The sequence below is a fragment of the Streptomyces sp. NBC_00038 genome, assembly GCF_026343635.1.
Taxonomy (GTDB): Bacteria; Actinomycetota; Actinomycetes; order Streptomycetales; family Streptomycetaceae; genus Streptomyces.
Genome location: NZ_JAPELQ010000001.1, coordinates 6,276,803 through 6,291,202 on the forward strand (window position 1 = coordinate 6,276,803; position 14,400 = coordinate 6,291,202).

Below are 14,400 nucleotides of genomic sequence, written 5' to 3' on the forward strand. Positions count from 1 at the left end.
CAGAGGTGCGTTGCCGGTGTGGTCGTACGCGATGGACTGAGGCCGTACGTGTATGTGCCGGAGGGCAGGCAGGCAGGCGGGCGACGGCGTGCGGGTGGGGGCGGGGCGGTTGCCGCCGCTGGTCCTGTCACTGGATCAGCCACTGGTCCTGTCACCGGTCTGTCATTGGACCAGCCACTGGACCAGCCACTGGACCAGCCATTGGTCCTGTCCCTGGTCTGTCACAGGACCAGCCACTAGTCCTGCCATTGGCCCAGCCACGTGTCCATCGGCCCCGTCCAGCCACCGGCCCCGCTACCGCCACGCCGCAGGCTCGCCCCGCCCACCCCGGTCGCCGCCCGGGTCCCCGTCCCGGTCACGCCACGGCAGCTCCGCCGTGATGACGGTCGGACCGCCGGCCGGCGAATCGATGACGAACAGGCCGTCGACCGCGCCGAGCCGGTCCGCGAGGCCCGACATCCCCGTACCGCCGTCGAGGCTGGCCCCGCCGCGCCCGTCGTCCCACACCTGGATGAGCAGCCGCTGGTCCGTCCGCCACACGTCGACGGACGCGGACCGCGCACCGCTGTGCTTGCTCACGTTCTGCAGCAGCTCGGAGACGGTGAAGTACGCGATGCCCTCGATCGCCGCGGCCGGTCTCGACTCCAGGTCGGCCGTCACCTTCACCGGCACGGTGCAGCGCGAGGCGACCGCGGACAGTGCGGCGTCGAGGCCGCGGTCGGTGAGCACCGCAGGGTGGATGCCGCGGGCCAGATCGCGCAGCTCCTGCAACGCGAGCTTCACCTCGCCGTGCGCCTCGTCGACCATGGCCGCGACGGTCTCGTCGGCCCGGCCCTCCAGGAGCTTCTCCTTTGCCAGCCCGAGCCCCATCGCCAGGTTGACCAGCCGGGCCTGCGCCCCGTCGTGCAGATCGCGCTCGATGCGCCGCAGGTCGGCGGCGGCCGTGTCGACCACGACACCCCGGTCCGACTCCAGCTCCGCGATACGCCGCTCCAGGTCCTCGGAGGGCGACAGCAGCCCGCGCACCATGGCCCGGTCCACGTTCGTCAACCCCCGCGCGATGAACGGCAACACCGGCCACGCCACGAACAGCGACGTGAGCGTGACCGTGAAGGTGGCGATGCCCCAGGGCAGCCGTATGACGTCGTACAGGACCGTGCGCCAGCCCACCGGGTCCTTCAACGCCATCCACAACCGGGCGAAGAACCCGCCCCGGCCGCGCAACGGCAACGGGCTCGGCTCGTCCACCCGCACCCCGAGCAGCGCCCTGGCCCGGGCCCGCTCCATCTTGCCCAGCAGACGCGAGCCCATCAGCCCGAGCGCGAGCAGCGGGAGACCGATCACGGTCACGGTCAGCCCGACGCCTGTGAACAGCACCGTCATCACATAGACGAAACCGATCAGCGCCGCCGGCAGATTGGCCAGCAGATGCGCGATCTCCTTCCACGTCTGCGGGTCGAAGGCGAAGCGCGCGGGAGGCAGCCGGTCCGCGTCGGACGTTCTGTCCGACGGTCCGGTGAGCGTGATGCGTTCGGTCATATCCGCTAGCCTGCCCGGCCGCGAGCCGCCGCGCCATGAGGTGGACCGCCGGGATCCACTGGGGAAAACCCCACCCCCGGGACGGACAGCGGCAGCGACTCGTCCCATGTCCAGGCGTGACGGGCTGCTTACCGTTTCTTTAGCAGGCTCTAGACTCCCGTCCGTACAGATCGTCGAACGAGGCGCATCACAGAGGGAGCGAGGGGCTGACGTGCCGGAACCGACCGTGCTCACGGCGACCGGGGCCGCGGCCGGGCCCGTCGTCGCCGCGGACTACTTCCAGTCGTACTCGGTGGTCGGACTGCTCGCCGTCGTCGGCGTACTGTTCGTCGCCGTCGCATTCGGCGCGGGACGTCTGCTGCGGCCCATGGTCCCCACCCCCGAGAAACTCCTGACGTACGAGTGCGGAGTCGACCCCGTCGGCGAGGGCTGGGCCCACACCCAGGTCCGCTACTACGTCTACGCGTTCCTCTACGTGATCTTCGCCGTCGACTCGATCTTCCTCTTCCCCTGGGCGACGATCTTCGCCGCGCCCGGCTACGGAGCGGCGACGCTCGTGGAGATGTTCATCTTCCTCGGCTTCCTGGCCGTGGGCCTGCTCTACGCCTACAAGAAGGGCGTCCTGGAATGGACGTGACCCCCGAGACCTCCGGGCAATCGGTGACTTCCGGGCAGCCGGTTTTCGTGCCCGAGCCCAAACGCCTCGGCGCGCTCTCCCGCCTGGCCCCCGAGCCGATGAAGGTGGTCCTCAACTGGGGCCGCCGCTACTCGCTCTGGGTCTTCAACTTCGGCCTCGCCTGCTGCGCCATCGAGTTCATCGCCGCGTCCATGGCCCGGCACGACTTCATCCGGCTCGGCGTGATCCCCTTCGCACCCGGCCCGCGCCAGGCCGACCTGATGGTGGTGTCGGGCACGGTCACGGACAAGATGGCGCCGGCGGTGAAGCGTCTCTACGAGCAGATGCCGGAACCGAAATACGTCATCTCCTTCGGCGCCTGCTCCAACTGCGGCGGCCCGTACTGGGATTCGTACTCCGTCACCAAGGGCGTCGACCAGATCATCCCGGTGGACGTCTACGTGCCGGGCTGCCCGCCCCGCCCCGAGGCCCTCCTCCAGGGCATCCTGAAGCTCCAGGAGAAGATCGCGCGCGAGTCCCTGGGCGAGCGGTACGGCGCCACGCCGCGACCGTCGGTGGCCGCCCTCCAGAGCGGTCTGGTCCAGCCCCCGGCCCCGGGAGCCGCCCGATGACCGGCTGGCTCCCCGCCTCCGTCGAGGAACTCTTCGGCCCGGACGCCACGGCCGAGGAGTCGTACGAGGTCCTGACGGTCGACGTCCCCCCGACCTCCTGGATCGCGGCCCTCGAGACCTCGCGCGAGGTACTGGGCTGCACGTACTTCGACTGGCTGAGCGCGGTCGACGAACCCGGCACGGGCTTCCGCGTCATGGCGCATGTGGCGGCGCTGGGTCCGCTACGGCGCCTGCTCGTCCGTACGACGGTCCCGCACTCCGCGCCCGCCCTTCCGTCGGCCGTCTCCGTGTACGCCGGCGCGGGCTGGCACGAGCGCGAGACCCACGAGATGTTCGGCGTCACCTTCGAAGGCCACCCGGGTCTTGCCCCTCTCCTGCTGCCGGAGGGCTTCGAAGGCCACCCCCTCCGCAAGGACTTCGTCCTCGCCTCACGCGTCGTCAAGGCCTGGCCCGGCGCGAAAGAACCCGGCGAGTCCGAACACGGCGGCCCCAAGCGCCGCCAGATGCTCCCGCCCGGCGTCCCCGACCCCAACGAGTGGGGCCCCCTCAAGGGCCAACTCCCCCCGGCCCCGGCCCGCCCCACCCGCGGCGCACCCCGCCCGGCAGGCGACCGCCCGGCACGCCGGGCCCGCACGGCGGGGGAGGGGTCGGCGAGCCAGATGAGCCAGACGACGGAGGCGGGTCCTGCGGGTACGGGTCCCGCCGGTGCGGGTTCCGCGGAGCCGGGCTCAGTGGGCGCAGGGTCTGCTGGGGCAAGCGCTGGTGCCGGTGCCGGTGCCGGCGCAGGCGCTCCGGCGTCGCCGCGTCGGGCGCGGAGCGCGAGCCAGGGATCGGCAACCCAACGGGCGGAGGGCACCGAACCGACGGCACCCGCCACACCGCCGAACCCCGCCGCCCCGCGCGGCTCGGACGCACCCTGGCACCACGCCCGCCCCGCCTTCGACGAGGGGGAACCGGAGCGGGAGCAACACCCTGAGGCCGCGCCGGAGCCTGAAGCCGCGCCGGAGCCGAAGGTCACTCCTGAGCCGGACACCGCTGCCCCGGATCGCGAGGCCACCACCCCGGGGGCCGACGCCTCACCTGAACCCGAAGCTCCCCCGAAGGCCGAAGCCTCACCAGAACCCGAACCCACCCCGAAGCCACAGGCCGCACCCCCTGACCCCGACACGCCCACCCCTGACCCCGACGACCCCTCCGGAGGCCCGCAGTGAACGACGCTCTCGACGTCGCCCTGCGACTCCTCGTCGTCTTCGTCGTGTTCCTGACGTTCCCTCTGATCGTCGGTCAGACCGAGCACAAGGTGATGGCCCACATGCAGGGCCGCCTGGGCCCGATGTACGCGGGCGGCTTCCACGGCTGGGCCCAACTCGTCGCGGACGGCGTCAAGTTCGCGCAGAAGGAAGACATCGTCCCCGCGGGCGCGGACCGACGTATCTTCCAACTCGCCCCTGCCGTAGCCCTCCTCCCGTACCTCCTGGTCCTCCTCGCCATCCCCATCGGCCCGGGTGAGGGCGCCGTAGGCGAGGTAGTCGACGCGGGCATCTTCTTCGTACTCGCCGTCATGGGCGTGGGCGTCCTCGGCTCGCTCATGGCGGGCTGGGCCTCGGCCAACAAGTTCTCCCTCCTCGGCGGCCTCCGCACCGCCGCCCAGCTCCTCGCGTACGAACTCCCGATGCTCCTCACCGCCGCCTCCGTAGCGATGGCGGCCGGCACCGTCTCCCTCCCCGGCATCGTGGACGCCTTCGAGTGGTGGTGGCTGCCCTGGCAGATCGTCGGCGCGATCGTCTTCTTCGTCGCCGGCCTCGCGGAGTTGCAACGACCCCCCTTCGACATGCCCGTCGCCGACTCGGAGATCATCTTCGGCGCGTACACCGAGTACACCGGCCTGCGCTTCGCCCTGTTCCTCCTTGCCGAGTACGCCGGAATCGTCGTCCTGTGCGGCCTGACCACCGTCCTCTTCCTGGGCGGCTGGCACGGCCCCTGGGGCGCCGACGGCCTCGGCTGGGTCTGGACCCTGCTCAAGGCGGCCGTCCTCGCCTTCGTCGTCATCTGGCTGCGCGTCACCTACCCCCGTCTCCGCGAGGATCAGCTCCAGAAACTCGCCTGGACCCTCCTCGTCCCGCTCGCCCTCGCCCAGATCGCCCTCACCGGCATCGTCAAGGTGGTGATCTCGTAACCATGGCCCCCATCCCCGGCTCCGGCCTCGCCAAGGGCCTGGCCGTCACCCTCCGCACGATGACGAAGAAGACCGTCACCGCGCAGTACCCGGACGCCCAGCCCGAACTCCCGCCCCGCACCCGCGGCGTCATCGGCCTCTTCGAGGAGAACTGCACGGTCTGCATGCTGTGCGCCCGCGAGTGCCCGGACTGGTGCATCTACATCGACTCCCACAAGGAGACCGTCCCGCCCGCCGCGCCCGGTGGCCGCGAGCGCAGCCGCAACGTCCTCGACCGCTTCGCCATCGACTTCGCCCTGTGCATGTACTGCGGTATCTGCATCGAGGTCTGTCCTTTCGACGCGCTGTTCTGGTCCCCGGAGTTCGAGTACGCCGAGACCGACATCCACGAACTCACCCACGAACGCGACAAGCTCCGCGAGTGGATGTGGACCGTCCCGGCCCCACCCGCCCTGGACCCCGCCGCCGAGGAGCCGAAGGAATTCTCCGCCGCCCGCAAGACGGCCGAGAAGCTCGCGGCGGCTCAGGCCGAGCCGGCGTCCCCGGCCGAACCGCCCGCCCAGGCCGAGCCCTCCGCCAAGCCCGACTCCTCCAAGCCCGACTCCGCCAACCCACAGGAGGGCGAGTCGTGAGCGCCGCAGCAGCCACGGCCACGGCGGCGCACGCCCTGACCACCGCTACCGCCACCGCCGCCGAGAACCACGGCTTCCTCTCCCCGACCGGCGTCGAGATCGCCTTCCTCCTTGTCGGCCTGGTCACCCTCGGCGCCGCGATCGTCACCGTCACCACCAAGCAGCTGGTGCACGCAGCCCTGTGGCTGGTGGTGGCGCTCGGCGGCCTCGCCGTCGAATACCTCCTGCTCACCGCGGAGTTCATCGCCTGGGTACAGGTCCTCATCTACGTCGGCTCGGTCGTCGTCCTCCTCCTGTTCGGTCTGATGCTCACCAAGGCCCCCATCGGCCGCTCCCCGGACGCCGACTCCGGCAACCGCTGGGCAGCCCTGACGGTGGCGGTCGCCTCCGCGGCCGCCCTGATCTGGGTCGTCGTCGACGCCTTCCGCACGACGTGGATGGACCTGGAAGGCGCCGCCGCCGGCTCCACCGAGGTGACCGGCAAGGCCCTCTTCCAGAACTGGGTGCTCCCCTTCGAGGCCCTCTCCGTACTCCTCCTCGCCGCCCTGGTCGGCGCGATCGTCCTCTCCCGCAAGGCGAAGTCGGACACGGTGATCACCACCGGCGCCCCGGCCCCCGGGAGCCTCCCAGCCACCGGGACCGCCCCGACTCCCCGGAGCGAGAAGGAAGGCACCCGCTGATGCACCTCGCCTATCCCGCCGTGCTCTCCGCCCTCCTCTTCTGCACGGGCCTGTACGGAGTCCTCGCGCGCCGCAACGCGATCCTGGTCCTGATGTCCGTCGAGCTGATGCTCAACGCCGTCAACCTCAACCTCGTCGCCTTCGACGTGTGGCTCAGCAAGACCGCCCAGGACACCCTGCACTCCGGCCAGGCCCTGACCCTGTTCACCATCGCCATCGCCGCCGCCGAGATCGGCATCGGCCTGGCGATCGTCCTCGCCGTCCACCGCAACCGCGGCACCGCGGACATCGACAAGCTCCGCGACACCGCCGAGGGCCCGGACACCGGCGGCCCCGACAGCGTCGGAGGCTCCGACGAAGCCGCCGTCCCGCCGGTCGAGAAGGCTGAGGCCACCGCGTGACCACGACCACCCTCGCCGTCCTCGTCCCCCTCCTTCCTTTCCTGGGCGCCGCGGCCGGCCTTCTCCTCGGCCGCACGGCCCCCGGTTTCGTACGCCCCCTCGCCGTACTCCCCACTCTCACGGCGCTCGTCCTCGCCGTACTCGTCGCCGTACGCCAGGGCGGTGACCAGGCCGTCGACGCCGCCACCGAGCTGACACCCACCGGCTCGATCCCCATCGAACTCGCCCTGCACATCGACGGCTTCGCCGCCCTCGTAGCCGTCCTGGTCGGCCTGGTCGCCTCCTGCGTGCAGATCTACTCGACGGGCTACCTGCGCGACGACCCGCGCTACCCCTCGTACGCCGCCCTCGTCTCCCTCTTCACCTCCGCGATGCTGCTCGTCGTCTACTCCGGCGACCTGATCGTGCTCCTGGTCGGCTGGGAGATCATGGGCATCTGCTCGTACTTCCTGGTCGGCCACTACTGGGAGACCCCCGAGGCCCGCGCCGCCTCCATCAAGGCCTTCCTGGTCACCAAGCTCGGCGATGTCCCCTTCCTGATCGGCCTGTTCGCCCTCGCCACCGACGCCGGGTCCTTCCGCATCACCAAGGTCCTCGGCACCGTCGCGAGCGGCGGCCTCGACCATCCGACGCTGATCGCGCTGTTGCTCCTCGCCGGTGTGGCGGGCAAGTCGGCGCAGTTCCCGCTGCACACCTGGCTGCCCGACGCGATGGCGGGCCCAACCCCCGTCTCCGCGCTGATCCACGCCGCGACGATGGTCGCCGCAGGTGTCTACTTCATCGCCAGGCTCCTTCCCGTCTTCCAGGCCTCCGCTGCCGCGATGGTCGTCATGGCCGTCATGGCCGCCGTCACGATGGCCGGGTCCGGACTCGCGGCGCTCGCCCAGGACGACATCAAACGCGTCCTCGCCTACTCGACGATCGGTCAACTCGGCTACATGACCGGCGCCCTCGCCGTCGGCGACCGCGGTGCCGCCGTCTTCCACCTCCTGTCCCACGGCGCCTTCAAGGCCCTGCTGTTCCTCGCCGCCGGCGTGATCATCCACGCCTCCGGCACCAACTCGCTCGCCGCCATGTCCCGTATGAAGGACCTGCGCACCCGCGTCCCCGACGCCTACTGGACGATGACCGTGGCGCTGCTCGCACTCACCGCGATCCCGCCGTTCAGCGGCTTCTTCTCCAAGGAAGCCGTCCTCGGCGCCGCCGAGCACGTCGCCACCGGCCACACCGAACACGCCCCCGGCGCCGCGGGCTGGATCGTCCTCGTCGCCGGCCTGGTCAGCGCCGTGCTCACCGCCGCGTACGCCACCCGCCTGTGGCTGCTCGCCTTCCGCGGCCGGGGCGTCGAGGCTCCGGACCACGGCAGGCAGCCGCTCACCATGACGGTCGTGCTGTGGGTGCTCGCCGTCCCGTCGCTCGCCTTCGGCCTGGCGTACGGCCCGCTGCCCGGATGGTTCGACGGCCGCGATCTGACGCCGGTCCTCACCACCTCCGTCCTCGGCACGGGGCTCGCCCTGGTCGGCGTGATCGTCACCTACGGCGCCTGGAAGCACACCAGCGCGATGGCTGCCCAGATCCCCGTGGGTGCGGTCGCGGCCCACCCCGACGCCGATGCCGGACTGGTCGAGGCCGAGGCGATCGCCAGCCACGCACCCGCCTACGGAGACGTGGCCTACACCTCAGACCCCGCGGACCCCGGCCGATTGCTCCTCGGCCCGCTGCACCGCCACGCGGCGGTCGGCTTCCACCTCGACGCCGTGTACTCGGTGCTGTTCGTCCGCCCGGTCCAGGCCGGAGCCGCACTCGTCCGGTTCCTCGACCGCGAGGTCGTCGACACCTACGTACGTGGCGCGGGCGCCCTGCCCCGCTGGCTCGGCGAGGCCGTCCGGCGTGCCCAGACCGGCAATCTGCAGACCTATGTGAGCGCGCTGCTCGCCGGCACCGTCGTCCTGGTGGTCGCCGCCCTCCTAGTCGCCACGGGAGCGTGAGCAGGCGTGATCGATATCAGCGAATCCGTGATGCAGATCCTTCTGGCATTCATCGTCGTCGGCCCGCTCATCGGCGCCGCCGCGGCTCTTCTGCCGGCCCCGCCCGGGCTGAAGGGGAAGTCGCCCGAGCAGGCGGTGCTGCGGCACGGCGTGTTCGTCACCGGCGCCGTGCTCATCGCCGCGATCGTCCTGACACTCGGCTTCGACCACGACCACCCGTCGAGGATGCAGGCCACGACGGACATCAGCTGGATCCCCGCACTCGACGTGCGGATCCACCTCGGCATCGACGGCATTTCCCTCCCCCTTCTCGTCCTTACCGCGCTGCTGACCTTCCTCTGCGCGCTGTACAGCTACTTCAAGATGCCCGCGGGCCCGACCCCGAAGGCATTCGTCGCACTCGTCCTCGTCCTCGAGTCCGGCACCCTCGCCACCTTCGCCGTCCTCGATCTCCTGCTGTTCTTCCTCGCGTTCGAGATGGTGCTCATCCCGATGTACTTCCTCATCGCCCGCTGGGGCGGTGAGCAACGGACCCAGGCCGCCTGGAAGTTCATCCTCTACACACTGCTTGGCTCCGTCGTCATGCTGCTGGGCCTGCTCCTCATCGGAATCAAGTCCGGCACATTCGACATGGTGGCACTCGCCACTGACAACGGCCGGTCGCTGACCACATCCGTGCAGGTCATCGCCGTTTTGGCGATCGGAATCGGGCTCGCGGTCAAGACACCGATGTGGCCGCTGCACAGCTGGCTGCCGGACGCCCACACCGCCGCGCCGACCGTCGGCTCGGTCCTGCTGGCAGGCGTCCTGCTGAAGATGGGTACGTACGGGTTCGTGCGCATTCTGCTGCCGATCGCACCCGAGGGCATGCGCACCTTCGCCCCGTACCTCGCCGCCTTCGCCGTGGTCGGAATCATCTACGGATCCCTGGCTTGCCTCGCCCTCGCCAAACAGGGCGCGAAGGGCGATCTCAAGCGGCTCATCGCCTACTCGTCCGTCGGCCACATGGGCTTCGTACTGCTCGGCATCGCGACGATGACCCCGACCGGCGTGAACGGCGCACTCTTCGCCAACATCGCCCACGGCCTCATCACCGGCCTTCTCTTCTTCCTGGTCGGCGCGCTCAAGGACCGCACGGGCACCACCGACCTCGACGCCCTCGCCGAGGAGACCGGCGCCGCCCTCTACGGCAAGGCCCCCCGCTTCGGCGGCCTCCTCGCCTTCGCCGCGGTCGCCTCACTCGGACTACCGGGCCTCGCCGGATTCTGGGGCGAGATGCTGGCGCTGTTCGGCGCGTTCAAGCCCGCCGACGACCTCAGCCGCCCCGCGTTCCTGACGTTCATGGCGATCGCCGCCTTCGGCACGCTGCTCACCGCCGCGTACATGCTCGTCGTCGTACGCCGCGTCTGCATGGGCGCCGCCCCACGCCCGGACAGCCCGAAGCTCGCCGACGTCCAGAGCTACGAGTTCGCCGCCTGGGCACCGCTCGTCGCCCTCACCGTCGTCGCCGGACTCTGGCCCAAGGCCCTCCTCGGCCTGACCGACCCGGCCGTACAGCAGCTCCTCGCAGGAGGCACCCGATGAGCTCCCTGGCCGTCCAGTCCGTGGTCCAGTCCGTCGACTGGCTCGCGATCGCGCCGCCCACCATCGCCGCGGTCGTGGGACTCGTCGTGCTCGTCGCCGACCTCTTCCTCGGCGACTCCAAGAAGCCGCTGCTCGGCTGGCTGTCGGTCGCGGGACTCGCCGCGTCCGCGCTCATGCTGCTGCCCCTCCTGGACGGCGACCGCGCCACCTTCTGCCTGACCGGCGACGCGGACGTCTGCAGCTACACGGCCGACCGCTTCACAATCGTCATCCAGCTCCTGGTCCTCGGCGGCGCGCTCCTCACCGCGCTGCTCTCGGTCACAGCCCTGAAGGACTCCAACAAGGAACTCCCCGAAGGGGAGTACTGGTTCCTGCTGCTCTCCTCCGCCGCGGGCGCCGCCCTGCTCCCCGCCTCGCGCGACCTCGCGACCCTCATCGTCGCCCTGGAAGTCGCCTCCCTGCCCGCCTTCGCCCTGGTCGGCATCAAGCGCGGCGACAAGAAGTCCTCCGAAGCGGCCCTGAAGTTCTTCCTGTCATCCGTCACCGCGACCGCCGTGAGCCTCATGGGCGTCAGCTTCGTCTACGCCACGACCGGCACCCTCTACCTCACCGAGATCGCGGACAAGATCCAGCAGGTCGACGGCCAGTTCCACACGCTCGCGCAGGCGGGCGTCGCCCTCACCCTCATCGGCTTCGCCTTCAAGACGGCCGCCGTGCCCTTCCACTTCTGGGTGCCCGACACCTACGTAGGGGCGCCTTTGCCGATCGCCGCCTACTTGTCCGTCGTCGGCAAGGCGGTCGGTTTCTCCGGGCTGATCCTCGTCACCGTCGTCGCCTTCCCGTCGTACGCGGATGTCTGGGGCCCGGCGCTCGCCGCACTGGCCGCCCTGACCATGACCGTCGGCAACGTCGGTGCCCTGCGGCAGCAGTCCACGCGCGCGTACAGCGCGGTACGGCTGCTCGCCTGGTCCTCCGTGGGCCAGGCCGGCTACCTCCTGGTGCCGATCGCGGCCGCCGCCTACTCCAAGGACGCCGAGAAGGCCATCGGCTCCACCGTCGCGTACGCCCTCATGTACGCCTCCGTGAACCTCGGCGCCTTCGCGGTGGCCGCCCTCGTTGCCCGTACGAGCCCCCTGAACCGCATCAGCGACTACCGGGGCCTGTACGCGGCAAGCCCCCTGTCGGCGCTGCTCCTCGGCTTCTTCCTGCTCTGCCTCGCGGGCCTGCCGCCGGGCATCATCGGCCTCTTCGCCAAGGTCACCGTCTTCTCGGCGGCCGTCGACGCCGGCCTCGGCTGGCTCGCCGTCGTCATGGCCGTCAACGTGGTGATCGCGCTCTTCTACTACCTCCAGTGGACGACGCTGCTGTTCCGCGCCCCCGAGGGCGAACCCGGCAAACACCGCGTCCCGGCCCCGCTCACGGCGGCGATCGCCCTGACGGCCGTCCTCGGAATCGCCCTCTCCGGAGCACCCCAGCTGGCCCTGCGCTTCTCGGCGACAGGCCTCTTCTGACACCCACTGGGGCACACGCGCGCGTGGACCGTCACCCGGACGGCCCACGCCCGCAGGTGCGCGCACAAGGGAACTAGTGCCTCTCGTCTGGCGTTGACCAGTACGGGAGGGTCCACTGAAGAGTGGAAGCAGAGCATCAGCAGGCAAAGGGTTCCCCTGCCGCACCACTTGGAGGGCGTACCGTGCACCGCCGGCACAACGGGCTCAGGACCGCCGTACTCCTCGGGGGACTGTCCGCACTCATCATCGTCATCGGCAGCTTCTTCGGGCGTACCGGCCTCATCATCGCGCTGTTCATCGCTATCGGCACGAACGCGTACGCGTACTGGAACAGCGACAAACTGGCTCTACGCGCGATGCGCGCGCGCCCGGTGAGCGAATTCGAGGCCCCGGCGCTGTACCGCATGGTCCGAGACCTCTCCACACAGGCCCGCCAGCCCATGCCGCGCCTGTACATCTCCCCGACGGAGGCGCCGAACGCCTTCGCGACCGGCCGCAACCCGCGCAACGCGGCCGTGTGCTGCACCGAAGGCATCCTGCGCATCCTCGACGAGCGTGAGTTGCGCGGTGTCATCGGCCACGAACTGAGCCACGTCTACAACCGGGACATCCTGATCTCGTCGGTCGCCGGAGCCCTCGCGTCCGTGATCATGTTCCTGGTCAACTTCGCCTGGCTGATCCCGATCGGCCGCTCGAACGATGATGACGGACCCGGCATCCTGGGCATGCTGCTGATTATGATCCTGGGCCCGCTCGCCGCGTCCCTCATCCAGCTCGCCATCAGCCGCTCCAGGGAGTACGAGGCGGACGCGTCCGGCGCCGCGCTCACCGGTGACCCCCTCGCCCTCGCCAGCGCCCTCCGCAAGCTCGACGCGGGCACCAAACAGCTGCCGCTGCCCCCCGAGCCGCGCATCGAGACCGCAAGCCACATGATGATCGCGAACCCCTTCCGCCCCGGACAGGGCATGTCGAAGATGTTCTCCACGCACCCGCCCATGGCGGAGCGCATCGCCCGGCTCGAGAAGATGGCAGGTCGCCAACAGTGAAGACAATCCTGAACGTCATTTGGCTCATCCTGAGCGGCTTCTGGCTGTTCCTCGGGTACGTGTTCGCGGGCCTGCTGCTGTGCATCACCATCATCGGCATCCCGTTCGGCATCGCCGCGTTCCGCATCGGTGTCTACGCCCTGTGGCCCTTCGGCTATACGACGGTGGAGAAACCCGACGCGGGCGCACCGTCCTGCATCGGCAACGTCCTGTGGCTGGTCCTCGCAGGCTGGTGGCTCGCCCTCGCCCACATCGTCACCGGCGTCGCCCTGTGCCTCACGATCATCGGCATCCCGTTCGGCATCGCCAACTTCAAGCTCCTCCCCGTCTCGCTGCTCCCCCTGGGACGCGAAATCGTGCGCACCGACCAGCCGTTCGCGACGCGCTGACGGGGTGGCCCCGGGGGTGGAGCCGCCGAAGTACCTCCTGCTGTCCTACGACGCCGGAGCCGAGTTCAAGGGTGAGGACGGGTACGAGGAGACATGGGCGTCCTGCGCGGACGCCGACGGTCTCTTCGGTGATCCGCCCCGTCCCGCGCGGGGGACGTACGAACTGCTCGGATGCGCCCTGGAAGGCGAACTGAATACCGCCCTCACGCGCGCGCGTGCCGAGGGTTCCGCGCCGCTCGGTCTACTCACCCTGGAAGTCCTGGACAAGACAGGCGAGTTCGTCGTCGAGTGGGAGCTGGACGACGCGCGTGTCATCGACGACCGCCCGTGCGCTCGGGACCTCTCCCTCCGCGACATCACCGTGGAGGCGTCGGAGTCGATGGACAACGCGTCCGACTATCCGCACTGCCCACCGCTCTCCCCGGGCTACCGGCTGTTCGGCGCGGAGAACCGCCCCTGGGGCACCTGCAAGGACCTGGCACACGTCCGCCACGAACCACTCGAACCGCTGGAGCCGGCACTGCGGCTGCTCGGCTGCTCCCCGAGCGGAGCCCTGCGCGCGGCGCTGGACGCGGGCGAGGAGGACCTGGGGCACGCCAAGGTGCTGCGCCTCGACATACACGGCCGCACCGTGCAGCCGGCCGTCGAGGGCGAACTCACCGCGTGGATCCCGTCGGCGCGCGGCCGAGGCCTGGTCGACCTCACCCTCGAACCCTGGTCGGAACGGCCGCCGACCGCTGCCCCCGAGGTCTGGGACCTGTGGTGGGACGGACGCCCCTCCGAGCCCAACCTCTGGGCTCAATGCGGTGCGGAAGGCCGCGAGTTCTGGCTGCGCACCGCGCTGACGAACCGCGCACATGGCGAGCCGGACAGACCGCCCGGCACCACCTACCACCTCGACGGCCGCCACATCACCGACGAGCGGGGCTTCTTCTGCGCGATCGGCGAAGCGGTGAACGGGCCCGGCGGATACTTCGGCTGGGCTCTCAGCGCCCTGAACGACTGCCTCCGCGGGCGCTGGGGCGCCGAGGCGCCCTTCACTCTCGTCTGGCACGACGCGGACGTCGCCCGCACCTGCCTCGGCGTCACCCCGCATACCGGCTACCGCCCGGCGACCTTCGAAGAACTGCTCGACTTCCTCGCCGAGAGACGCGTCGACGTCCGTCTCGCCTGATGACGCCGGGCAGCGCCGGGCGGTGCCGAGGG

At 70.4% G+C, this 14,400-nt stretch carries 14 protein-coding genes; 13 read left to right on the forward strand and 1 reads right to left on the reverse strand.

The annotated features are described in order from the left end of the window. Positions 1–294 precede the first annotated feature (294 nt). Positions 295–1,539 carry a sensor domain-containing protein gene (locus tag OG219_RS28460; protein WP_266831148.1) on the reverse strand — a complete coding sequence of 415 codons (1,245 nt, stop codon included), beginning with the start codon at positions 1,537–1,539 and terminating at the stop codon, positions 295–297. Positions 1,540–1,750: 211 nt separating this feature from the next. On the opposite strand from OG219_RS28460, the gene OG219_RS28465 reads away from it, so the two are divergent. The 13 genes from OG219_RS28465 (at position 1,751) to OG219_RS28525 (ending at position 14,368) form a co-directional block, all read left to right on the forward strand. Further along, a complete protein-coding gene (locus OG219_RS28465) occupies positions 1,751–2,176 on the forward strand; it encodes an NADH-quinone oxidoreductase subunit A (protein WP_266831150.1) in 426 nt (141 codons plus the stop codon). Further along, a complete protein-coding gene (locus tag OG219_RS28470) occupies positions 2,167–2,787 on the forward strand; it encodes an NADH-quinone oxidoreductase subunit B (protein ID WP_266831152.1) in 621 nt (206 codons plus the stop codon). Before OG219_RS28465 ends, OG219_RS28470 begins: the two co-directional genes overlap by 10 nt. Next, on the forward strand, positions 2,784–3,998 hold the full coding sequence (locus OG219_RS28475) for an NADH-quinone oxidoreductase subunit C (RefSeq protein ID WP_266831154.1): 1,215 nt from the start codon (positions 2,784–2,786) through the stop codon (positions 3,996–3,998). The genes OG219_RS28470 and OG219_RS28475 overlap by 4 nt, the downstream gene beginning before the upstream one ends. Beyond that, positions 3,995–4,963 carry a complex I subunit 1 family protein gene (locus OG219_RS28480; RefSeq protein WP_266831156.1) on the forward strand — a complete coding sequence of 323 codons (969 nt, stop codon included), beginning with the start codon at positions 3,995–3,997 and terminating at the stop codon, positions 4,961–4,963. Before OG219_RS28475 ends, OG219_RS28480 begins: the two co-directional genes overlap by 4 nt. 2 nt (positions 4,964–4,965) lie before the next feature. After that, positions 4,966–5,595 carry a 4Fe-4S binding protein gene (locus OG219_RS28485; RefSeq protein WP_266831158.1) on the forward strand — a complete coding sequence of 210 codons (630 nt, stop codon included), beginning with the start codon at positions 4,966–4,968 and terminating at the stop codon, positions 5,593–5,595. Then, positions 5,592–6,275 (forward strand): NADH-quinone oxidoreductase subunit J, encoded by a 684-nt coding sequence (locus OG219_RS28490; protein WP_266831160.1) that lies wholly within the window; start codon positions 5,592–5,594, stop codon positions 6,273–6,275. The genes OG219_RS28485 and OG219_RS28490 overlap by 4 nt, the downstream gene beginning before the upstream one ends. Continuing rightward, entirely contained in the window at positions 6,275–6,676 is a 402-nt protein-coding gene (gene nuoK / locus OG219_RS28495; RefSeq protein WP_266831162.1) for an NADH-quinone oxidoreductase subunit NuoK, read from the forward strand. Before OG219_RS28490 ends, nuoK begins: the two co-directional genes overlap by 1 nt. Further along, on the forward strand, positions 6,673–8,664 hold the full coding sequence (locus OG219_RS28500) for an NADH-quinone oxidoreductase subunit L (RefSeq protein WP_266831164.1): 1,992 nt from the start codon (positions 6,673–6,675) through the stop codon (positions 8,662–8,664). Before nuoK ends, OG219_RS28500 begins: the two co-directional genes overlap by 4 nt. Positions 8,665–8,670: 6 nt before the next feature. Further along, complete coding sequence (locus OG219_RS28505; RefSeq protein ID WP_266831166.1) at positions 8,671–10,248, forward strand: NADH-quinone oxidoreductase subunit M; 1,578 nt, start codon at positions 8,671–8,673, stop codon at positions 10,246–10,248. Further along, on the forward strand, positions 10,245–11,759 hold the full coding sequence (locus tag OG219_RS28510) for an NADH-quinone oxidoreductase subunit N (protein ID WP_266831168.1): 1,515 nt from the start codon (positions 10,245–10,247) through the stop codon (positions 11,757–11,759). Before OG219_RS28505 ends, OG219_RS28510 begins: the two co-directional genes overlap by 4 nt. 182 nt (positions 11,760–11,941) lie before the next feature. Then, positions 11,942–12,805, forward strand: a complete 864-nt coding sequence (gene htpX, locus OG219_RS28515) for a zinc metalloprotease HtpX (RefSeq protein WP_266831170.1) — start codon at positions 11,942–11,944, stop codon at positions 12,803–12,805. After that, complete coding sequence (locus OG219_RS28520; RefSeq protein WP_266831172.1) at positions 12,802–13,194, forward strand: YccF domain-containing protein; 393 nt, start codon at positions 12,802–12,804, stop codon at positions 13,192–13,194. Before htpX ends, OG219_RS28520 begins: the two co-directional genes overlap by 4 nt. A 16-nt stretch (positions 13,195–13,210) precedes the next feature. Continuing rightward, positions 13,211–14,368 carry a barstar family protein gene (locus OG219_RS28525; RefSeq protein ID WP_266831174.1) on the forward strand — a complete coding sequence of 386 codons (1,158 nt, stop codon included), beginning with the start codon at positions 13,211–13,213 and terminating at the stop codon, positions 14,366–14,368. Positions 14,369–14,400 lie beyond the last annotated feature (32 nt).

Excerpts from the sequence above, each read along its gene's own strand:
- OG219_RS28460 (WP_266831148.1), bottom strand. The coding sequence starts at position 1,539 with ATGACCGAACGCATCACGCTCACCGGACCGTCGGACAGAACGTCCGAC.
- OG219_RS28470 (WP_266831152.1), top strand. The coding sequence starts at position 2,167 with ATGGACGTGACCCCCGAGACCTCCGGGCAATCGGTGACTTCCGGGCAG.
- OG219_RS28475 (WP_266831154.1), top strand. The coding sequence starts at position 2,784 with ATGACCGGCTGGCTCCCCGCCTCCGTCGAGGAACTCTTCGGCCCGGAC.
- OG219_RS28485 (WP_266831158.1), top strand. The coding sequence starts at position 4,966 with ATGGCCCCCATCCCCGGCTCCGGCCTCGCCAAGGGCCTGGCCGTCACC.
- nuoK (WP_266831162.1), top strand. The coding sequence starts at position 6,275 with ATGCACCTCGCCTATCCCGCCGTGCTCTCCGCCCTCCTCTTCTGCACG.
- OG219_RS28510 (WP_266831168.1), top strand. The coding sequence starts at position 10,245 with ATGAGCTCCCTGGCCGTCCAGTCCGTGGTCCAGTCCGTCGACTGGCTC.